Source organism: Proteiniphilum sp. X52, assembly GCF_003712195.1.
Taxonomy (GTDB): Bacteria; Bacteroidota; Bacteroidia; order Bacteroidales; family Dysgonomonadaceae; genus Proteiniphilum.
On sequence record NZ_RDSD01000004.1, the window covers coordinates 85104 to 108778 of the forward strand.

The following is a 23675-nucleotide window of genomic DNA, read 5'->3' on the forward strand; positions in this document are numbered from 1 at the left end:
TTATGGAAACGATCAGGCATTTATTGCTAACGACATGCATATTCATGTCTTTCAACGGCTTTTCACAACATCCACCCGAAGCAATAACGTCCGAATGGGAGATAGTTTCTCAGGGAAAATTACAGAAAAACCCTCGATTCAGAGACCCGATGATTACGGTAAGATTTATATATGAGAATCAAGCGCAATTTATGAACCTCTCTTTGAAGTATATGTTCACAGATGCCGTGTTTGAAGAAGCTGTCCCAGTGGAATATTTAAAAAACGAAAAGCTTGTAGTCGAGACAGAAAGCGGCAAATACGAATTAAGAGCCGCCCGGTATGCGAAAGCCCGCAGAATGAATACCGTGGCACAGAAGATCGCGGATATGAAGGTCGTGTTCGAGGGAGATCTTTCTTTCTTAGCCAATAGATTGGTGAAGAAATTTGTCGTGCAATATGCGCAGGGTTACCAAACTATCGACCTCAATCCTCAGGAAGCCGTTTTGTTGAGAAAAGCATATACTAATTTCTTAGCGATTATTCCGGAGGCTGTTCCTGAACGGGCATCACCGCCGCTTCGCCGGTCGCAGGAAGGAGATAAGAAGAGTGTAATAGACGAAGTCGACACCCAACATACTATTCCGCAGAGGAAAGAGTCTATCGAAGAATTACGACAACGAGCCAAAAAGTGGAATAAGTGACTTTTAGCGATGAATTCTCAGTTCTCAGTTCTACATCACATGCCCTATCGCAGATTACCAAATACAGACAGTGCCCGTATCAGGGCCTTGAAATCGGCAATTGAAAAAGCATCCAATACCGATTTTCCGGAACTCTCGTTCTCAGCGGATATTCTTGATGAAGCCAAAAGTGTGTTGACAGTGTTCGAACAGTTATCGGCCCGTTACCGGCAGTTGTACGATATAGAGGTGAATGCCGGCCACTCTTTCGCTAAAACCACCCAGAACGCCCGTATCTATATCTCTCATTTCATTCAGGTATTGTATCTGTGTGTGGTACGTTCCGAAATCAAAGAAGAACAACTGGATATATACGGTTTGAGAGACACCCGCTTAGTCGTTCCTGATCTGACTTCTGATGAGCAACTGCTGGAATGGGGAGAAAAGACCATCCGGGGGGAATATGAGCGTATCTCACGCGGAGGTGTGCCAATCTATAATCCTTCCATCGCCAAAGTGAATGTAATGTTCACCCTCTTCAAAGATGGCTATCAGACACAGAAACTGCATCAGAAGGCTACCGCGTGCGTCTTGCAGGAGGTAGCCGCCTACCGTGAAAAAGTGGATAAGATTATTATCGAAATATGGGAAGAGGTGGAAAAGCACAATACCGGTTTACCCCCCGAGAAAAAACTCGCCAGAAATCGCGAATACGGTATTGTCTACTACTAAGGAAAAGGAGAGATAACGGAAAAGAAGCAGATTATTTTGTTACAATAACTCAATCATCGTTTAAAAAATATGAATAAAAAGTAACAAATTACACTCTTCTCCGGGAAACAGGGATGCCAGATTAAGGCAGTTCCTGTTTTTTATTGTGCCGAATGCTCCAAGAAACCAAAACTTTATGTACCTTTGGGGGATTTTATGCAAAGAAAATAATAACTTATCATTTATGACGAATCCAATTGTAAAGCAGATCGAGCTGTCAGACGGACGCGCGATTACGCTGGAGACGGGGAAACTGGCAAAACAGGCCGATGGATCCGTCACCCTTCGTATGGGTGACACCATGTTGCTGGCCACCGTTTGTGCCGCCAAAGACGCAACCCCCGGAACCGATTTTATGCCCTTACAGGTTGAATACAGAGAAAAATTCGCCTCATCCGGACGTTTTCCGGGTGGTTTCATGAAACGAGAAGGAAAACCTTCCGATTCTGAGGTGCTGACCAGCCGGTTGATCGACCGCGCGCTGCGTCCCCTCTTTCCCGACGATTACCATGCCGATGTTTTTGTAAACGTCATCCTCTACTCCTCCAACGGTGAAGATATGCCCGACGCGCTGGCCGGACTGGCCGCTTCAGCGGCATTGGCCGTTTCAGACATACCTTTCAACGGACCGATCTCCGAGGTACGGGTAGCGCGTATCAATGGTCAGTTCGTGATCAACCCCACTTTCAAGCAATTGCAGGAAGCTGACATGGATATCATGGTGGGTGCCACCATCGACAACATCATGATGGTGGAAGGTGAGATGAATGAAGTGTCAGAAGCGGAAATGCTCGATGCCATCAAATTTGCCCATGAAGAGATCAAAAAGCATTGCCGCGCGCAGATGGAACTAGCCGAATTGGCTGGAAAAACGGTAAAACGCACCTACTGCCACGAAGAGAACGACGAAGAACTCCGCAAACAGGTATGGGACAAATGTTACCAAAAAGCTTATGCGGTAGCCTCTTCCCGGAATCCCAACAAACATGAGCGGATAGAAGCTTTCGAATCCATCCTGGAAGAATTCCTGGAATCGATCCCCGAAGAAGAAAGAGAAGAGAAAAAACCATTGGTAGCCCGCTACTATCACGCTGTGGAGAAAGAGGCAATGCGCCGCTGCATCCTCGATGAGGGAAAACGTCTCGACGGTCGCAGCTCTACCGAAATTCGTCCGATCTGGAGCGAAGTGGATTTCGTTCCCGGACCTCATGGTTCAGCGCTCTTCACCCGCGGCGAAACACAGTCGTTGACAACCGTCACCCTGGGCACCAAACTCGATGAAAAGATTGTAGACGATGTGTTGGTACATGGTACCGACCGCTTCCTGTTGCACTATAATTTCCCGCCTTTCTCCACCGGAGAAGCCCGTCCGCAACGTGCTACCGGTCGTCGCGAGATAGGACACGGCAACCTGGCGCACCGCGCCCTCAAACGGATGATCCCGCAAGGCTACCCTTATGTGGTGCGTGTGGTGTCGGATATCCTGGAGTCGAACGGTTCTTCATCCATGGCTACCGTTTGTGCCGGCACATTGGCACTGATGGATGCCGGAGTGAACCTCAAAAAACCGGTGAGCGGCATCGCCATGGGATTGATCTCGGAAAACAAAGGAGAAAATTTTGCCGTCCTTTCCGATATCTTAGGTGACGAAGACCACTTGGGCGATATGGACTTTAAGGTGTGCGGCACCAGAGACGGCATTACCGCCACGCAAATGGACATCAAAGTGGACGGGCTCTCCTACGAGATCCTTGAAAAAGCGCTGGCGCAGGCCAAAGCAGGACGCGAACACATCATGGGGAAAATGATGGAAACCCTCTCAGAACCCCGCGCCGACCTGAAACCGCATGCTCCGCGGATTGAAGTGATCGAGATCCCGAAAGATTTTATCGGAGCCGTAATCGGCCCGGGTGGAAAAATTATCCAGGGGATGCAGGAAGAGACCGGCACCGTCATCACCATCGAGGAAATCGACAACAAGGGACGAGTGGAAATATCTGCCAACAACAAAGCCTCTATCGATGCCGCCATGGCGAAGATCAAAGGTATTGTGGCCATTCCCGAGATCGGGGAAATCTACGAAGGGACTGTCCGCTCGGTAATGCCATACGGTGTTTTCGTCGAGTTCCTTCCCGGAAAAGACGGACTCCTCCATATCTCCGAAATCGAATGGAGACGGTTAGAGAAAGTGGAAGATGCGGGTATCAAGGAAGGCGACAAGATTCAGGTGAAACTGATGGATATCGACCCCAGAACCGGTAAATTCAAACTGTCACGTAAAGTATTACTGCCCCGTCCCGAAAGGACCGAACGCCCCGAAAAAAGCGGCAACCAGGGTATGGAGTATTAAACAGGCAACATATTCATAGTAAAAGCGGGCCTTTTCCAGGTCCGCTTTTTTTATGTTTCCCCAAACAATTGTGTCACACTGGATACTTTTTTTAGTGACTTAGAAGATTATATCCACCGGAGTCTTACCTCATTCCGCGTGGAAAACCGTAAAACAAATCAATCCGGAAGGCAAACGGCGATATAAACATGGAATATTGTATTCCATATCTCGGGAAATTATGGCATAATGGATAGATTTTAGCATCCTCCATGATAAAATCAATTGGAAACATCCGGATGTGGAACCTCAATAAAGATGGCTTCCTACGATATTCCGGGTGCTCGAAAACAAAACCCTGATTGAGAGGGAGAACCTCCATAAAGTATTGTTTCGGTCAAAATGAGGCATATTTAGAATCATTCTATTTTGAGAATTTAAAACTTTATGGGCTTATTTTTTGTACATTTGCAACCTGAATCTTTATTTTTTGAATAAAAACACACTATCAGGAGGGTTTTTGTATGATTCACAATCTACGGGAACCTGCTTTAAAATATGTACAAACAACTATTACTGGGAGCCGAAGCCATTGCGCAGGCAGCGCTGGACGCAGGAATATCGGGGGTATACGCCTACCCGGGCACTCCTTCCACGGAAATTACGGAATTTATACAACAGTCGGCACAGACCAACGGAGCAGAGGTGCGGTCGGCATGGGCGACGAACGAGAAAACAGCTTTCGAAGCCGCACTGGGAATGTCGTACGCGGGAAAACGAAGTCTGACCTGCATGAAGCATGTAGGGTTGAACGTGGCTGCCGACGCATTCATGAACGCCGCCATTACCGGCATACACGGGGGACTGGTAATAGCCGTGGCGGACGATCCTTCGATGCACTCGTCACAAAACGAACAGGATAGCCGAGTGTATGCCAAATTCGCCATGATCCCGGTACTCGAACCTGCCAACCAACAGGAAGCCTACGATATGGTACGTTACGGATTCGACCTGTCGGAAAGAACGGAATTGCCGGTGATGCTGCGTATCCCCACGCGACTCTCCCACTCACGCGCGGCCATCATGCGCGGGCAACCGCGGGGACAAAACGGATTGCGCCCTTCCCGGGATAAGGGCAAATGGATCCTCCTGCCTGCAAATGCCCGGAAAAACTACCAACGCCTGCTCGAAAAGCAACAGGAACTGGCAGCTTCTTCGGAATTATCGGATTTTAACCGGATCACAGAAGGGGAAGGCCACACGGCCGTCATCGCTTTCGGCATCGCCTACAATTACGCCATGGAAGTGATCCGTTCTTACCGGCTCCGTATCCCGGTGCTTAAAATATCACAATATCCTCTCCCTGAAAAGAAAATAAAAGAATTCACAGACAGATATTCCTCCCTGCTTATTGCCGAAGAAGGGTATCCCGTCTATGAAGAACTACTGAAAGGATATTTCGGAAACGGGAAATTCCGCGGACGGCTGGATGGCGCGTTGCCCCGTACCGGAGAACTCTCTCCCAACCTGCTGGCTCAAGCGCTCAAAGTGGATACCGGAGAAATAAAAACTGTGCCCGGAATTGTAACGGAACGGCCGCCTATGCTATGCAAAGGGTGTAGCCACAGGGATTTGTTCGACGCCATCAACCGGGTAATGGAAAATTATCCGGAGCATCATCTCTTCGGCGATATCGGGTGTTACACGCTGGGGGCATTGCCACCCTACAATGCCATCAGCACTTGCGTGGACATGGGAGCGGCCATTACCATGGCAAAAGGGGCTGCCGACGCGGGAATGCGACCCGCCCTTTGTGTGATAGGGGACTCCACCTTTACCCATTCGGGAATGACGGGGTTGCTCGACGCGGTGAACGACCGGTCGCCCATGACCATCATCATATCGGACAACGGCACTACGGCAATGACAGGTGGGCAGGACTCGGCGGGAACAGGCCGATTCTATGATATTTGCAGAGGGATCGGCGTGGAGGAAGAACACATCCGGAGGATAGTACCGTTGAAGAAAAACCTCGAAAACAACGTGACCATCCTAAAACAGGAACTCGACCATGAAGGTGTTTCCGTGATCATCGCCCAACGGGAATGTGTGCAGACAGCGAAAAAAGCGGGAAACCGGAAAACCTTAGAACCGGAAAGCAGGAGAAACGGAAAACCGGAAAACCAGAAAACCGGAAAACCAGAAAACCAGAAAACTGGAGAACCAGAAAACTGGAGAACCAGAGAACCGGAGAATCGGAGAACTGGAAAACAGGAAAACAGGAGAAAAGGAAAAGCGGGGTAACTTGTCCCGATTCTTCGGGAAGGAGTGAATAATCAAAAAAGATAATGAAGAAGTCAAGAAGTTCGAAAATCTGAGTCTGCTCCGAAATCCCAAAAAACCGATTTCAAAGGTTTCCAACTCATTGAAAATCAATAGTCGTTTTGAGGGAAATTTGGGTAAAAAAAGACTTTTTGGAGGGGACTCAAATTTTGCATATTGAATTTCCATAGTCTTGGTTTTTGAATCTTGTATTTAAAAAAGTATATGCATAAGAATATCATTATCGCAGGTGTCGGAGGCCAGGGGATACTTACCATCGCGTCGATCATCGACTTGGCGGCCATGAACCTGGGATTGAACGTAAAACAAGCTGAGGTACACGGCATGAGCCAGCGCGGCGGTGCGGTGGAATCCCACCTGCGTATCTCGTCGGAAGAAATCTTTTCGGATCTGATCCCGCTCGGCAAAGCAGACCTGATCCTGTCGATCGAACCCATGGAGGCGCTCCGTTATCTCCCTTTCCTGTCGCCCGCGGGCATTATCGTCACCGCAACCGAACCTTATAAGAATATTCCCGGCTATCCGGATGAGGAGCAACTGATCGAGACCATCAGGAAATCGGCCGCACACCTGCCCGTAGAAGCAGCGTCTCTGGCCGGAAAGGCAGGAAGCCCGAAAACTTTCAATGTGGTTATGCTGGGAGCCGCTTCGCCTTATCTGGGGATAGAAGAAAAGGAACTGGAAAAAGCGATCGGATTGTTTTTTGAGAGAAAAGGAGAAGAAATAATCGATATGAATATGAAAGCGTTCAGGCTTGGAAAAGAATATGTGTCGGAATAAGATGATTTGGAACCCCGAAAGAGAATGTGCGGAAAGAGAACAGATGCGCGCACTGCAAAGCAGGCAACTCTCCGCCATGATACAACGGATGTGTGACCACGTGCCGTTTTACAGAGACCGGCTGAAAGAGAGAGGAATTGAACCGGGTGATATTCGAAGCGTGGATCAGTTGAAATCGCTTCCGTTCACCACCAAGGCCGATCTGAGGGATAACTATCCGTTCGGTCTCTTTACCGTACGCCAGAATGACGTAGTACGGATACACGCCTCAAGCGGGACAACGGGAAAACCGACGGTGGTAGGTTACACCCGACAGGATATCGATATCTGGGCGGAAATGGTGGCGCGCAGCCTGACCATGGCAGACATCCACAGCGGGGATACCATCCAGATAGCCTACGGCTATGGCCCCTTCACAGGAGGCCTGGGACTGCACTACGGCGCCGAGAAAGTGGGAGCAACGGTCATTCCCATATCGAGCGGCAATACCCGGAAACAGTTGCAGTTCATGACCGATTTCAATGCCACCATTCTGGCATGTACTCCATCGTACGCGGCGCACTTGGGTGAAAGCATCCTGAAAGAGGGAATCTCACCGAAGGATATCAAACTGCGGGCAGGTGTCTTCGGTGCGGAGCCGTGGTCGAACGAGATGCGCAGGGAGATAGAAAAGTTACTCCACATAAAAGCATACGACATTTACGGCCTGAGCGAAGTGATCGGACCGGGCGTCTCCATGGAGTGCGAGTGCCAGTGTGGGAACCATGTCTTCGAAGATCATTTCATCCCGGAGATCATCCATCCCGAAACACTGGAGGTGCTGCCGGACGGGGAAATAGGTGAACTGGTATTCACCACGGTGAGTAAAGAGGCAATGCCGCTGCTGCGTTACCGGACACGCGACCTTACACGGTTGCACCGGGAGAAATGCGATTGCGGACGAACGCTGGTACGCATGGAAAAATGCCTGGGACGTACCGACGACATGCTGATCATCCGCGGCGTGAACGTTTTTCCCTCGCAGGTGGAATCTGTGCTGATGGAGATGTCCGAAACATCGCCACACTATCAACTGATCGTCCGCAGGGAAAACAATCTCGACACGTTGGAAGTGCTGGTGGAGATCGATGAGAAGAACTGGTCGGACAGCATCCGCGAACTGGAAGGGATCCGGCGGCGCATCGACCATAACATCAAAAGCCTGCTGGGGATCAGCGCAATCATCAGATTAGTGGAACCTAACAGCATAGAGCGTTCCGAAGGAAAAGCAAAACGGATCATCGACCACAGGAAGAAGGGTGTGTGAGATAAATTATCAACCATTTTTGAATTCATTACCCAATCACCAAAATAATCAACAGGATGCATATTCAACAATTATCTATTTTTCTGGAAGACCGGTCGGGGAGGCTTACCGAGCTAACCCGTATTCTGGCCGAACATGATATAAACATCACCGCGCTCAACCTGGCCGAGACAACCGACTATGGTATTGTGCGCATGGTGGTGGGAAGACCTGCACTGGCTAAGGAAGTACTGGAAAAAGCAGGATTTTCGATCAGACTCACCGACGTGGCCTGCGTGAACATACCCGATGAGCCGGGCTCGTTGTACCGGGTCCTGAAAATACTGACCGAGGAGAATATCAATGTAGACTATATGTATGCTTTCTCAAACAGGGATGTGGCCCTGGCAGTGATCCGAACCGCGGATATATCCGGGGTAGCGGGGATATTGGAAAAGAGAGGGGTGAAGCTATTGTCGCAGCGTGACATTTATCAACTTTGATCAAATTTCAGATTCAAGATGAAACCTCAACATATTTGTGATTATCAACTGTCAATTCCCGGCTCCCATTTCTAAGTTCCCATTTCTAAGTTCCAAATTCTAAGTTCCAAGTTCCAAGTTCCAAGTTCCAAGTTCTAAGTTCCAAGTTCTAAGTTCCAAATTCCAAGTTCCAAGTTCCAAGTTCCAAATTATGCCCCGATTCGCAAGCAGTATCACAAATCTCCGTTCTTCGGAAATACGCGACCTGATGAGCCTCGCTACGGCTCCCGATATGATCTCTTTTGCCGGCGGCATGCCGGGAAATGAGCTGTTCCCCCTCGAAACCCTTGACCGGATCTATCAATCCCTCACGGAAAAGGAAAAACAGACGGCGTTACAGTATGGCCCTACCACGGGGCTGCCTTCGTTGCTGGAGTCGCTGTCGGACTACCTCGAAAAAAAGGGGTTACCGGTAAAGAGCAACCGGTTGATGATCACCACCGGTTCACTACAGGCCATACACATCCTTGCAAAGGCATTTATCGACCCTGGGGATCCGGTTTTGGTAGAAAACCCCGGCTTTATCGGAGCGCTCTCCGCCTTCCGTGCTTGTCAGGCAAACTTGGTATCCATACCGCTGAAAGAGGACGGAATGGATGTCGACCAGCTCAAAAAGAGGCTCGAGAGCACCCTGCCCGCTCCAAAATTCCTTTACTACACGCCTAATTTCCATAATCCCGCCGGAATCATTTACTCACGGAAGGTGAAACAGGAAATGATGGCTCTGTTAAAAGAAAGGCAAATCGCTGTGATCGAGGATGACGCTTACAGCGAGCTCTATTTTTACGACGAAGATCTGCCGGAGATGCGGCTGATGAAGGTGACCGATCCGGAGGGAATCGATGTCTGCCACACCGGGTCGTTTTCCAAGATATTGGGCCCGGGACTACGCCTGGGGTGGATGCTGGTGCCGGATGAGATCTACCGGAAATGTGAGCTGATTAAACAGTCAATCGATGCCTGTTCACCCAGCATATCACAAATGCTCGCCGACAAATTTATCCGGCGGGGAGATCTCTACAATTATACGGCAAACATAAGGGAAGAATATAAAAAGCGGGGACTGGCCATGATCGGGGCGCTGGAGGAATTCCTGCCGGCCTATGTGACATTCGAAAAGCCACGCGGGGGATTCTATGCCTGGCTGCAGTTGCCCGAAGGCAGCAATGCTACCGCCATCCTGAAAAAAGCGATTGGGAAAGGGGTAGTCTTTGTCACGGGAAAAACTTTCGATCCCGCGGGCATCAAGAATGATTGTATGCGGGTATCATTCTGCAATACCAATGTGGACACCATCCGGCGGGGTGTCCCACTGATTGCGCAGGCCATTAAAGAAATGTGCGGCCCATGAGCCGCACACCCTATCATTCACACTCGGGCCCCGTTTTTTATCAACCTAAGAACGAGATCAATACACCTGCCGCAACGGCCGATCCGATCACGCCGGACACATTGCTGGCCATACAATATTGCAGGATATGATTCGACTTATCGTATTTCAATGCCAAATCATTGGCCACGCGAGAGGCCATGGGAACGGCACTCAGTCCCGTGGCACCCACAAGGGGATTGATTTTTTTCTTCGCAAACAAGTTGTATAGCTTCACGAAAAAGATCCCGCCGGCTACCGAAACGGCAAAAGCAAGGAATCCCCCCACAATAATGCCCAGAGTCTGGCCTGAGAGGAATACTTCCGATGTCATGGTAGCCCCCACGGTCAGCCCCAGAAAGATGGTGGCCGTGTTCATGATGGGGCCGGAAGCCGCCTCGGCAAGCCGGCCCGTATTGGGGCCGATCTCTTTCACTAAATTACCGAACAGCAACATCCCCAACAAGGGCGCCGAAGAAGGCACGAAAACCGCCACAATTACTCCCAGCACGATCGGGAAAATGATCTTTACAGTCTTCAGATGCTTGATATCATGCTTGGGCGGATACTGCTTATCCATCTTCTTCATATGGATCTTGAACTCCTTCTCTTTCATGAGCAGTTTGGCCACTGCCGGGATGATCACCGGTACCAACGCCATATAAGAATAGGCAGCAATGGCAATAGGACCTAACAAATGGGGTGCCAGCTTAATGGTGGTGTAGATGGCCGTGGGCCCGTCGGCACCCCCGATAATTCCGAGGGAAGCGGCTTCCGGCAGTGTAAAGCCCATGATAACGGCAGCAAGCAATACCGAGAAGATACCGATCTGCGCCGCACCTCCGAACAATGCAAGCTTGAGGTTACGCAACATTGGCCCGAAATCGGTAAGCGCACCCACTCCCATAAATATAATAGGCGGCAGAATACCGGTCTTGATCAGCGCGTAATAGAGAAAATTCATGATTCCATGCTCATTGGCGATATCAAGCAGACTTTTATAGCTACCGTCGGCATGTTGCACCAGGCTGTTATCCACTATCCCCAGCCCCGCCCCGGGCAGGTTGGCCAGTAGTACGCCAAAGCCAATGGGAACGAGCAGAAGCGGTTCATACTCTTTAAAGATACCGAGATACAACAAGACAAATGCGATCACCCACATCAAAACAGTCTCCCAACCGATCATGCTGAATCCCATCATTTCTGTCAGACTGGCAAAGATTTCACTCATTTCTCACACCATTTTAATGAGTACGTCATCTTCGTCTACCGCGGCACCGTTAGCGAAGCAAATCTCCGTCACCTTACCGCTCTCTTCAGCAGCCACGGCATTATAAGTCTTCATCGACTCGATATAACCGATAATATCACCTGCCCGCACACTATCCCCTACCTTCACCGCAGTTTCCGAAGAATCTTTGGTAAGAAAGAATTTCCCTTCCAAGGGCGAAACCACCTCTTTTACCTGTCCGCCGGAAGAGGGTGGTGTGGCATTTACCGCGGTTGGTTGCTTTACAGGAGCGGTTGACTGAACAGCGGGTTTCGGTTGCGGCAGAGACGTTCCCTCCCCGTTTCCGGGATAGGATATATTCACCACATACTCTTCATTATCAATATTGACGACCAGTGTCCTGGGCTGGAAACTATTGACATGGGTTGCCTCCGCTTTTGGAGGTGCCGGAGCCGCCGACGCTTCTTTTTCCGCTTTTTTCTCAGCCAATTCGGCCTCGAAAGACTTCTTGGCATCACCCGACTTATAGGCTCTGTATTGTTCCGGATGCATGGCTAATTCAAACAACTCTTCGTCGTCTTGTCCAAAATCCCAATTATTCCTCTTCATCTCCGCACGGAACTCATCCAACTGGTCAGGATAGAATGCCTGCGGATCGCCGGCATAGAACTCACGCCCCTGCTGTTTGGCCATCTCCACTATTTCCGGAGCCAGCTCGCCAGGGAGTTTACCCGACTTACCCAGGATCATGTCCCAGATATTATCCGCGATCATCGTCCAGCGTTCTTTGCCTTTTTCAAGCTGTAACACGTTCATCAGCGCCAGGTTCTTGACATACTGGCTGAACGGCGTGACAAGCGGAGGGTATCCTATCTTGGGCCATACATACGTCACTTCATCAAACAGTTTGATTAACAGATCGTCCTGCGTGAGTTTTGGCTGTCCATGCTTCTTCTTCCACTTGTTGAGAGAAGAAAGATTGTTCTCCAGATCGGCCATCAGGCTGCCCATCATGCCACCGGGTAATCCGGGTGCGATCAGCAGTGAGTTGTTCAACCGGTTTTTCGGGTTGATGTAATAACCGAGAAAATCGTCAATATACTTCTGCGTGAGAGAACGCACTTTCATATATGCTTTCATATTGATCTCCGGCACATTGAAACCAGCATCCTTAAGCATCGCCTGTACTGCCAGCACGTCAGCATGTCCTGTCCCCCAGGCCAGCGGCTCCATACCCACATCGATATATTCGGCACCGGCATAGGCAGCTTCGAGAATGGAAGCCATCTGGAAACCGGGACCGGCATGGCCGTGGTACTGGACCGGTATGCCGGGATGTTTCTCTTTGATTTTTTTGATGATCTTGCCGATGCTTGCGGGACGCCCCACGCCGGCCATATCCTTGACACAGATCTCATCCGCACCCATCCCGATCAGGGTATCAGCCAACTCAGTGTAATATTCCACCGTATGGATAGGTGATACCGTCAGGCTGAGCGCAGCCTGGGCAATCATCCCTGCCTCTTTGGCAAATTGAATGGAATTCTCTAAGTTGCGGGGATCATTCAGTCCGTCGAATGAACGGGCTATGTCGGTTCCCTGTTTCTTCTTCACCCGGAACATCAGCCTGCGCACATCGGCCGGCACCGGGCTCATACGTATTCCATTCAATCCCCGCTCCAGCATATGGGTTTGTATACCCGCATCATTAAAGGGCTGCGTCCACTCACGCACGGCTTTGTTAGGGTCCTCCCCGAACAGCAGGTTAATCTGCTCAAAGCCACCGCCGTTGGTCTCCACCCTGGCAAAACAACCCATATCAATAATGGCGGGAGCTACCTCCCTGAGCTGCTCTACAGTGGGAACATATTTACCGGACGATTGCCACATGTCCCTGTACATAAGACTGAACTTAATCTCTCTTCCCATATAAAATATATTTTTTGATTATTTCCTCTCTATGGATTCCACATTACCCTGCCCGTGTGTCACCACATCCACGGCGGCCACTATGACTGCAAGCTTTTTGGAATGCGTTCTCTTTCCCGCGGCATCTCCGTTTCCTGATGTACCCGCCGCCGGACCGGCCACCGGAATAAAACGGTTGGTAAGACGAATCACCAGATTGCCGATCACCACAACCAGACAAAGAATGATAAAAACAGTCACCATTCCCACCACCAATAGGCCTAATGCCGTATTCAGATTTTCCATATATCCTTTTTTTAACCCAAAAGATGACAACCTAACAAAATAAAATTGAAAGGATTAGGGCAGATTTAACACAAGAATGTAAATTTCGGACCTCAAAAATACAAAAAATATCTGATTTATTGCACAAAAAGCTGCAATTTGCGCAATTTAAGGATTGTTTAACGTGATTTCATATCCTCAAGGAGCATACAACCGGGGCATATGCATGCTGCCAAAACCGGGACATTGCCATATCGGCACATTCCTTTCAATACTCCTCTTTACTGTGATTGATCTTCATCAGTTTCACCAGTTCCACCACCACAATAGGCACCAGGGAAAGAAGACCCGCGTAAAGCCAGTGAGCAGCATCCATGGGCGTTACACCAAAGATCTCCATTACGCCGGGTATCACCAGCACGGCCAATAGCAGCAGGGCCGACAGGAAGATCGCGCCTAGCAATGACCGGTTACTGAATATACTTGTTTGGAAAGACGAACGTCTGTTGGAATGCAGATTTCGCACATGCAACAATTGCGAGAAACCCAGCACGGCAAAAGCCATGGTCTGTCCTAAAGGTTGACCGCCATCCTTAAAGCCGATCATATAAGCAACCAATGAGATAAAGCCGATGGTAGCTCCCTGGTAGCCTATTCTCCGGACCATTCCTCTGGTGAAGAAACCCTGTTTGGGATCCCGCGGTTTGCGGGTCATCACATCCTTATCGGCAGGGTCCATACTCAATGCCAACGCGGGAAGACTGTCTGTGACCAGGTTAATCCATAATATAAGGATAGGGGTTAACGGATTGCCGATATTGGCAATGGAAGCGATAAAGATCAGCAACACCTCCCCCACATTGGCTGACAGTAGAAACTGTATAACCTTTAGTATATTGTCATAAATACGGCGTCCCTCTTCCACAGCGCTCACGATAGTGGCAAAATTATCGTCCGTCAGGATCACATCCGATGCTTCCTTGGCTACTTCGGTGCCCACCATCCCCATCGACACACCGATATCTGCCTGTTTGAGTGCCGGCGCGTCATTCACCCCGTCGCCGGTCATCGCCACGATATCATCATGCGACTGCCAGGCTTTCACTATCCTTACTTTGTGTTCAGGAGCCACACGCGCATATACCGAATAGGCCTCCACGTCGCGATAAAGCGTATCATCGTCCATCTCTTCCACGTCGGTGCCGGTAACGGCTTGATCCCCTTCATTGTAAATCCCTATCTCATCGGCAATAGCAACTGCCGTCACCTTGTGGTCGCCGGTGATCATCACCGGACGAATCCCGGCCGTCTTACACTTTTTCACGGCTTCTACCACTTCGGGACGGGCCGGATCGATCATGCCGAGCAGCCCCGCGAAGACGAGATCCTTCTCGATCGTTTCCGTACTTACTTCATCAGGCAGGGTATCCATATCTTTGTATGCGACGGCAAGCACACGTAATGCCGATTGTGCCATCCGCTGATTCTCCTCTTTGATGGTCTCAATATCTTCTTGGGTAACAGGACGCACCTTTCCCCGGACAAGCATCCGGGTGGAGACCGCGAGCACCTCATCCACTCCCCCTTTCAGGTTTACGCGAAATATCCCCTCTTCCATGCGGTGAATGGTCGACATTCTTTTCCTTTCAGAGTCGAACGGTATCTCCGCCACCCGGGGAAAGCGGTTGTCCAGTTCCTTCTTGTCCATTTTCAGCCTGAGAGCAGCATCCACAATGGCAGTTTCCGTGGGATCCCCGGCAACCTCATGTTCTCCGCCTGGCAACTTTTTCAGGTGCGCGTCGGTACAGAGCAAAGATGATTGCAGCAACATCCGCTCATCGTCACCGAGTTCTTCGGCAAGCGGTGGATGGCGGAAATCGATGCGGTTACCGCTCGTCCATGCTTCCACGACGGTCATTTTATTCTGTGTAAGCGTACCTGTCTTATCGGAGCAGATCACCGTGACACTTCCCAAGGTTTCCACAGAAGGCAATGTGCGCACGATGGCGTTCAGTTTCACCAGCCGCTGCACGCCAATAGCCAACACAATGGTAGAGACTATCTGTAACCCTTCGGGAATAGCCGCTACTGCCAAGCTGACAGCCATCATCAGCATCTCCAACCAGTGGTTTCCGTACAAGACGCCTATCATAAATATAAAGACACAGATTCCCAGCGCCACATAACCCAACACTTTACCGAGTTGTCCGAGACGTTTACTCATCGGCGTTTCCGTATCCCGCGTATTTTGGAGCATTTGGGCTATCTTGCCCACTTCGGTTTCCATGCCGGTGCCGACCACCACTCCTTTCCCGCGTCCATAGGTCACGGTACCGGTGGAAAAAGCCATGTTATCCCGGTCGCCCAAAGGAAGATCTTCCGCCTCCAACACTCCCCCACTCTTTTCCACAGGCACCGACTCGCCGGTAAGGGCCGATTCCTGTACTTTCATATTCACCACCTCTATCAGACGCAAATCGGCAGGGATAATGTCGCCGGTATCCAACACCACTATATCGCCGGGCACAATTTCGGTGGACGTGATCTCCGTCACCTCCCCTTCCCGTAATACTTTCGAATGAGGTGAACTCATCTTGTTCAGCGCATCCAACGACGATTGCGCCTTTTTTTCCTGTACCGTGCCGATTACCGCGTTGACCACCAATATCGCCATTATCACAAAAGCCTCCACCAATCCTTCGCCTTCCATCACGCCGATCACTCCCGACACGGCGGCAGCGATAAGTAAAATAACTACCATGATGCTCTTGAATTGTTCAAAGAACATCATCAGGAGCGTTTTCTGTTTTTGGGATTGGAGTTGATTGGGGCCATACCGGGCAAGCCGTTCTTTCGCTTCATCTTCCGAAAGCCCCTTATCGGATGAAACTTCCAATTGTTGCAATATCTCTTCAACCGGTTGATTGTAATGGCGATCTTTCATTCTTTAATCTTTTAAATATAAACGTGCGTCTCCATGGCTGGAGTAAACCTCCTGAAGCATATGCGAAATAAACAAACAGTAGGGAGAAATGTTTACACCGTTTCACCGCAAAGGATCACAGACAGAACTTTACCCATGGTGGGAATACCTTTTGCGCACCGGGGACGACTCCTCTCCCGGCGCCAGCTCCGCCCGGATATGTTTTATAACATAATCGTAACACTTTCCTTTGTCATGCGTTTTTTATATATTGCGACGCTATTTAAGATAGCATGACTTTGCCGGTATTTATGCCACGGCAAAGTCTTTTTTCATACAATATAAAATTGGAATCAAGAACTTGGAAACTCAAGATGCAAGATTTTGGCATAGCTCGAATAAACTTGGCTCTGCCCATTTGGCTTAACGCGAATATTCCATTCACATCAACAAAAAAAATAAAAAAAGCGTATGAAAGTTTACAAGACAAACGAAATCAGGAACATTGCCCTCATTGGCAATGCAGGCTCAGGTAAGACCACTCTCGCGGAAGCCATGCTTTTCGAGTGTGGTCTTATAAAACGACGCGGCACGGTAGAGGGAAAGAATACCGTGAGTGACTACTTCCCTGTAGAGAAGGAATATGGATATTCCGTCTTCTCCACTGTTTTTTCATACGAGTGGAAAGAGAGACTGATGAACTTTATCGATTGTCCCGGCTCGGATGATTTTGTGGGAGGCGTTGTTTCAGCCCTCAATGTTACGGATATGGCACTGATGCTGATCGATGCAGCCAACGGGGTGGAAGTGGGCACCGTCAATCAGCTCCGCTATGTGGACGACCTGAATAAACCGCTCGTTTTCTTGATGAATCAGATGGACCATGAGAAAGCAGATTACGACAACACCCTTGCAAGCCTGAAAGAACAATACGGTAACAAAGTCGTACCGGTACAATATCCTATTGGCAGCGGCAGCTCTTTCGACGGGATCGTGGATGTGTTGAAGCAAAAACTGTATAAATGGAAACCGGGTGCCACAGCCCCCGACGTATTGGAAATCCCCGACAGTGAGAAGGATAAAGCGGGAGAATATTATCAGACTTTATTGGAAGCAGCGGCCGAAAATGACGAGGGTCTGATGGAAAAATATTTCGACCAAGGCTCCCTTACCGAAGAAGAGATGCGCGACGGTATCCACAAGGGCATGGTCAGCCGCAGCCTCTACCCGCTCTTCTGCGCCTCGGCAGAAAAAAATATGGCGGTGCACCGCATCATGAACTTCCTGAGTATGGTGGCGCCCTCTCCGCTCGAAGTGCCCGCCCCGCTCAACAGCGAAGGGGAAGAAGTGAAACCCGACGCGTCAGCCCCCACAAGCTTGTTTTTCTTTAAAACAACGGTCGAGCCCCATATCGGGGAAGTTTCCTATTTTAAGGTGATGTCGGGCTCGGTGAAAGAAGGCGACGACCTCGTCAATGCCAACCGCGGCTCAAAAGAGCGTCTCGTACAGCTTTATACCGTGGCCGGACAGATCCGCAACAAAGCGGAAGAGTTACAGGCAGGCAGTATCGGCGCGGCGGTAAAACTCAAAGACGCGCGTACAGGGAATACACTCAACGCAAAAGATAGCGGGCACAAGTTTGATTTCATCCGTTATCCGGAACCCCGTTACCGCCGGGCGATCAAGGCTGTCAACGAGTCGAACTCCGAAAAGCTGAGCGAAGCGCTCACCCGGATGAAAGAGGAAGATCCCACATGGTTGGTGGAAAACTCCAAAGAGTTGAAACAGATGATCGTCTCGGGACAGGGCGAGTTTCACCTCAGGACATTGAAATGGCGGTTGGAGAACAACGACAAGATCGAAATTGAATTCCTGGAACCCAAGATACCATACCGTGAGACCATCACGAAGGCAGCACGCGCCGATTACCGTCACAAGAAGCAATCGGGTGGCGCGGGCCAGTTCGGAGAGGTGCATCTTATCGTAGAGCCTTATACCGAAGGCATGCCCGTGCCGGAAGTCTACCGATTCAACGGCCAGGAATACAAAGTGCAGAACCGCGACACCCAGGAGATCAACCTGGAATGGGGCGGTAAACTGGTATTTGTGAACAGTATCGTGGGGGGAGCCATTGATACCCGCTTCCTGCCTGCTATCCTGAAAGGGATCATGGCCCGTATGGAGCAGGGTCCCCTTACCGGATCGTATGCCCGCGACGTACGCGTGATTGTGTACGACGGCAAGATGCACCCTGTGGATTCCAATGAAATCTCTTTTATGCTCGCGGGACGTAATGCGTTTAGCACCGCATTCAAAAATGCGGGGCCCAAGATCCTCGAACCTGTCTATGATGTGACGGTATCGGTACCGGGTGAGTATATGGGCGATGTGATGAGTGACCTGCAGGGACGCCGTGCCATGATCATGGGGATGGAAAGTGAAAAAGGATTCGAAAAACTCAAGGCGAAAGTGCCCCTGAAAGAAATGAGTTCCTACTCCACATCACTGAGCTCCATCTCCGGCGGAAGGGCTTCTTTTTCCATGAAATTCTCGAGCTATGAACTGGTTCCTTCCGATGTGCAGGAAAAACTGTTGAAAGCCTATGAGGCGCAGGAAAAGGAGGAATAATAACCACCCACACTTTTCAACATCAGGGGCGACCAAAACGGTCGCCCCGTTTTTATACTAATAATTAACCTTGCTCCTCTCATCTTTCCTGTTTTCCCACTGGCATATTATTCTCATTGGCAAATTGGCTTATTCACCCAATGTACCCGAAAATCGTTCCATATATTCACTCGGACGCATATTGAATTCCTTCTTGAAGCAGGAACTGAAATACTTAGGATCGTTGAACCCCACGGCATAAGCCAGATCCGATATCCGGATATTCCGGTTTTGATCCATGATCCGGCAAGCCGCTTTTAGCCTGATGTTCGTGATAAATGCCGAAGTATTCAATCCAGTAAGGGTTTTCAGTTTATTATACAGCGTGGACTTGCTTACGTTCATCTCTTCAGAGAACTGTTGCTGGTCAAATTCCGTGTTATCCAAATGCCGGTTCACGCAATCGATCGCTTTTCGTATGAATGCTTCGTCGAGATTGGTGAATTCCAGATCTTTCAATTCAAATACCAACTGATTCTTAAAATCCCGTGCCATGCGTTCCCGGTTTTTTAACAGATTTTTGATACGCGCATGCAGCACGGTCAGGTTAAAAGGCTTACTGATAAATGCATCGGCTCCCGACTCATAGGCATCAGCGCGGTCTTTCTCATCGGTTTTGGCCGTCAGTAAGATAATAGGAATATGACTATATTCGATATTGTTCTTCAGCGATCTGCACAGTTCCACGCCATCCATCTCCGGCATCATGATATCGGAAACAATAATATCTATTTTTTCATGTTCGAGAATAAGCGTCGCCTCTTTTCCGTTTGTAGCAGTCAATACATGATAATCCCTGTTTAACAACCGATGAATAAGTTGCAATATCTCCGCACTGTCTTCCACAACCAGTACGGATGATGCTTTTTGATTTTTCGTCGCAGGCACGTTTTCTTCCGTTATCGGGTTCTCCTCCGCGACAGTCGGCTCCCCGACGGTTTCAAATTTATTGGTATCGATTTCTGAATCCTCGAAACAAGAGACGTCGATGGGAAGGATGACCGTGAATTCAGCACCTTTACCGATCTCGCTTTCCACCTGTATCGTCCCGTGATGGAGGTGGACAAGGTCTTTTACCAATGATAATCCGATGCCGGTGCCGGTAGTTTTGTGGCGGCGGTAATCTCCCTCGTAGAACCGCTTGAACAATGTTTGCTGGTCGTCTTTTGAGATTCCCGCGCCGTTGTCTTTTACCGAAATGCGGATATGGTCTTTATCTTCATCGCGATACGAGAGTGTCAGCTGCACGTAGCCATCTTCCGTTACATATTTGGCAGCATTTGAGACCAGGTTGTAGAGTATCTTATCCAGCTTATCAATATCAAATAAACCCTGAATATTTTCCGGATCACTCACATAGGAAAAATGAAGTTTCTTCTTCCTGATCAGCGGATAGAACGATTCGGTGGCATTTCTTATAAACTCGGAGATATTACCGTATGCCACACGCAATTGTAAATTCCCGGTTTCAGCTTTCCTGAATTCCAGGATTTGTTGTAACAACCGGGTAAGCCGATTCACATTACGCCCCATAGTGGCGTAAAGGTCGTCATTCCCGGGTGATATTTGTTGTAACTCATCCACTGTGGCCGAAATAATGGTGAGCGGGGTCAGAAATTCATGGGTGATATTGGTGAAGAACTGTAGTTTGGCATGATTGAGTTCCTCGGCCTTTTCCTGTTCTATTTCTTTATATCGAAGCTGATTACGCAGTTGTATCCGATTCAGGATATTTCGGTATATTACATAACCGATCAGTGTCAAAAGGCAAAAATAGATGATAAAAGCCCACCATGAAAGCCAGAATGGCGGCAGCACATGGATCCGCATCTCCTTGATTTCATCGTTCCACACGCCGTTCTGTGTAGTCGCCTTTAATTGAAAAACATACTGTCCCGGTGAAAGATTGTTGTAATAAGCCACATTCTGTTTCGAATCGGCATATGTCCAGTCCTGATTAAACCCCGCCAGTTTATAGGCATACCTGTTGAGTTCAGGATTTTTGTAATTGAGGGTGGCAAAATGGATGCTGAAATTATTATACTTATGCGGGATCGTAATCCGGTCAGAGAAAGAGGGCACCTTTTCAGATATTTTACCGGTTATTTCCCCGCCCAGATTATAGAAAGAGGTGTTCAATACCCTTATATCGGTTATATAAAACGGTGTAGGATTGATTTCTGCCTCTATATTATCCGGGTTAAACCGCACCAATCCCTTATACCCTCCAAAAAACAGCTCTCCCTTATGATTACAGGATGATTTCGGTATAAAGAAGTTATCGCATAAGCCATCGGCTGTAGTATAAATCCGATAACTTGTCAATTCTGCCGTTTCATTGAAAGAGAGTCTGGCAAGTCCATTGCTTGTGCCGACCCAGAGATTTCCCTGGCGGTCTTCTTTGATGGAGCTTATCAGAGTTCCCAGAATAGAGAATTGAGGCGATTTATCGATAAAAGAGTCGGATATTTCGTCATACAGATACAACCTTCCGCCCTCACTGCCGGCCCACAAACGTCCGGAAGTATCATAATACAGCACATGGATAGTGCGCGCGGATATCTTTCCGTTTTCAACAGCATAGTTTTTGAAAACCAGCCCTTCCTTATTCCGGAGATTACCTTCCAACGATATCACACCCTTATTGATCGTTGCGATCCATATTTTACCTGTGCCGTCTTCTGTTATATCGATCATACTTGACGGCTCCAGGCGTTTTCCGTCAACTACGATCTCGTCAAAAGCAAATCCTCTGTTATCGTTGAGCCACACACCCAAACCGTATTGCGTGCCGATCCAGGTGTTGCCTTGCCGGTCAATATGGATACTTCGTATCCGGTTATCAGTGATGAAAGAGCAATTGGTGTCAGTATAGCTCCTCACCGGTTTTCCCTTTTCATAAACCCATAGTCCGCCACCATAGGTGCCGAAAAGTATTTCGCCGGCATTGCGCTGCCTGATATCGTAAATTGTGACTTGTCCTAACCCGTCGAATTCCTGTAAGGCCAGTTGCGAGAAGGTGTTTCCCGATTTTTTATCATACAAGACAACTCCGTATGTGCCTATCCCCATCCACATATTATCGTCATTGTCTAAAAAAACCGACCGTATCGCACCGGTAGGTATCTCCGGAAGATCCAGATCAAAAAAACCGAACTTCGGCTTTTCCGTATTTGCAAACAAGACACCACCGCCGATAGTGCCGATCCAGATATTTTCCTTGTTATCCCGGATAATGGAATTGATCTCGTTGGAGGGAAGCTTATTGGTCTTATGTGTTGTACTCCAATTGATAAATCCGGAAGGGTTATCATATTCCAGCATACTAAGACCGCTACGGGTACCTATCCACAAGGTATTGGTATGGATATCTTCACAGATATCATAGACAAGGTTGTCCGAGAGACTTTCCGGATCGTCGTCATCATGCCGGTATGTCTTCAACCGGAGGTTCGCCGTATCACGCGGGTTTTCGAGCAGATGAAGACCTTCGCCCCATGTTCCTATCCAGATATTCTTCCTGCTGTCTTCATAGATCACATGCGCCGAGTTACGCGGGTTCAGTCGCGGGTAAACGTAAAAGATATTCTTAGAGGGAGCATAACGGTATAATCCGTTATCCCATGTGCCGATCCATATCTCACCGGAGGTATCCTGAATGATGGATTTGAGTGAAGCAGTGATGGATATGTCGCCAACTTTTTGCAGACTATGATGGGTAAAGGCGTTCTCACGCGAATCGTATCTGAAGAGTCCGTCATCCAATCCGATCCACACCTCATTATTTTTTGTCACCAGAATACAGGAAACCACCTTATTGGTTGTGTTCCGGATCTCGACAGGTTCAAATGTCCCCGACCTCTTATCGAATCGGTTCATCCCGCTGTAGGTTCCTACCCAGAGATTTCCCCGGTCATCATCCGCCAGACAATGAATATTATTGCTTGTCAACAAATTATAAACCGTCATCTGGTACCCGTCGTATTTGCATAGTCCGTTTCTCGTGGCAAACCACATAAATCCCTCCCGATCCTGATATACTTTCTGTATTTCATTGGTGGGAAAACCATCCGTCGTGCTCAGGATATCAAAATCCAACCCAACGCTGCCCTGTCGGGAATACATACAATCTGTAGAGCCGAACAGCAAAATGAAAACGACGGTAATGAATGTTAAATGATTGGGTAGAATATCTGGCGACCACTTCTTCATTAAAATCAGTTTTTTACAAAAATAATGAAAGTTGACAGGTAAGCCAAGCTTGCTTGAGCTTGCCCGACACGCATCTTATACTCTACAAATATAAGAAAACTAAATCTGGTCCGGAAAAATTTTATGTAAAAAGATGGCTTATCAGAAAAGGAATCTGTCACTAAATACGGTTAATTATTAAAGGATTGACGATAAGACGCCATGTTAAAATAAAGTTGTCTTCATATTTTTCCACCTTTTTGAGTGATAATTCGAGTTAATTTATATCCCGCCAGCCTACCTTTGGACACTGTGAGTTTTAAATAATATTTTAATATAATTAAATGAATTTTGCCTATGAAAAAAATTGAGAGCTTTTAGAGAAATTT

The 23675-nt window shown here is 48.6% G+C and carries 14 protein-coding genes; 9 read left to right on the forward strand and 5 right to left on the reverse strand.

The genetic code is table 11. From position 1 onward, the window contains the following. Window positions 1-2: 2 nt before the first annotated feature. The 8 genes from D7D25_RS05230 (at window position 3) to D7D25_RS05265 (ending at window position 10063) form a co-directional block, all read left to right on the forward strand. Window positions 3-683, forward strand: coding sequence for a hypothetical protein (locus D7D25_RS05230; RefSeq protein WP_255417195.1), 681 nt, complete (start codon window positions 3-5; stop codon window positions 681-683). A gap of 39 nt (window positions 684-722) precedes the next feature. After that, complete coding sequence (locus D7D25_RS05235; RefSeq protein WP_122967916.1) at window positions 723-1394, forward strand: hypothetical protein; 672 nt, start codon at window positions 723-725, stop codon at window positions 1392-1394. A gap of 223 nt (window positions 1395-1617) precedes the next feature. Further along, window positions 1618-3783, forward strand: coding sequence for a polyribonucleotide nucleotidyltransferase (pnp, locus tag D7D25_RS05240; RefSeq protein ID WP_122967917.1), 2166 nt, complete (start codon window positions 1618-1620; stop codon window positions 3781-3783). Between the two features lie 537 nt (window positions 3784-4320). Continuing rightward, the gene (locus D7D25_RS05245; RefSeq protein ID WP_255417196.1) at window positions 4321-6066 is read left to right on the forward strand and encodes a thiamine pyrophosphate-dependent enzyme; all 1746 of its coding nucleotides are present in this window, start codon (window positions 4321-4323) and stop codon (window positions 6064-6066) included. A 243-nt stretch (window positions 6067-6309) separates the two neighbouring features. Then, the gene (locus D7D25_RS05250) at window positions 6310-6885 is read left to right on the forward strand and encodes an indolepyruvate oxidoreductase subunit beta (RefSeq protein ID WP_122967918.1); all 576 of its coding nucleotides are present in this window, start codon (window positions 6310-6312) and stop codon (window positions 6883-6885) included. Between the two features lies 1 nt (window position 6886). Next, complete coding sequence (locus tag D7D25_RS05255; protein WP_122967919.1) at window positions 6887-8191, forward strand: phenylacetate--CoA ligase family protein; 1305 nt, start codon at window positions 6887-6889, stop codon at window positions 8189-8191. Between the two features lie 56 nt (window positions 8192-8247). Then, window positions 8248-8673, forward strand: a complete 426-nt coding sequence (locus D7D25_RS05260) for an ACT domain-containing protein (protein WP_122967920.1) — start codon at window positions 8248-8250, stop codon at window positions 8671-8673. A gap of 190 nt (window positions 8674-8863) precedes the next feature. After that, window positions 8864-10063: a PLP-dependent aminotransferase family protein gene (locus D7D25_RS05265; RefSeq protein WP_122967921.1), complete on the forward strand. Its 1200-nt coding sequence runs from the start codon at window positions 8864-8866 to the stop codon at window positions 10061-10063. 40 nt (window positions 10064-10103) lie between these two features. Here D7D25_RS05265 and D7D25_RS05270 read toward each other — a convergent pair whose 3' ends face one another. The 4 genes from D7D25_RS05270 to D7D25_RS05285 all read right to left on the reverse strand — a co-directional run bounded on the left by D7D25_RS05270 (window position 10104) and on the right by D7D25_RS05285 (window position 16449). Further along, window positions 10104-11312, reverse strand: coding sequence for a sodium ion-translocating decarboxylase subunit beta (locus D7D25_RS05270; protein WP_122967922.1), 1209 nt, complete (start codon window positions 11310-11312; stop codon window positions 10104-10106). Window positions 11313-11315: 3 nt separating this feature from the next. Next, window positions 11316-13241, reverse strand: coding sequence for a biotin/lipoyl-containing protein (locus tag D7D25_RS05275; RefSeq protein WP_122967923.1), 1926 nt, complete (start codon window positions 13239-13241; stop codon window positions 11316-11318). 18 nt (window positions 13242-13259) lie between these two features. Beyond that, entirely contained in the window at window positions 13260-13526 is a 267-nt protein-coding gene (locus tag D7D25_RS05280) for an OadG family protein (protein WP_122967924.1), read from the reverse strand. Between the two features lie 247 nt (window positions 13527-13773). Beyond that, the gene (locus D7D25_RS05285) at window positions 13774-16449 is read right to left on the reverse strand and encodes a calcium-translocating P-type ATPase, PMCA-type (protein WP_122967925.1); all 2676 of its coding nucleotides are present in this window, start codon (window positions 16447-16449) and stop codon (window positions 13774-13776) included. A 450-nt stretch (window positions 16450-16899) separates the two neighbouring features. Here D7D25_RS05285 and D7D25_RS05290 point away from each other — a divergent pair, with 450 nt between their 5' ends. After that, window positions 16900-19056: a translation factor GTPase family protein gene (locus D7D25_RS05290; protein WP_122967926.1), complete on the forward strand. Its 2157-nt coding sequence runs from the start codon at window positions 16900-16902 to the stop codon at window positions 19054-19056. Between the two features lie 129 nt (window positions 19057-19185). Here the strand turns inward: D7D25_RS05290 and D7D25_RS05295 are convergent, their stop codons facing one another. Next, window positions 19186-23307, reverse strand: coding sequence for a hybrid sensor histidine kinase/response regulator transcription factor (locus tag D7D25_RS05295; RefSeq protein WP_122967927.1), 4122 nt, complete (start codon window positions 23305-23307; stop codon window positions 19186-19188). Window positions 23308-23675: the final 368 nt, after the last annotated feature.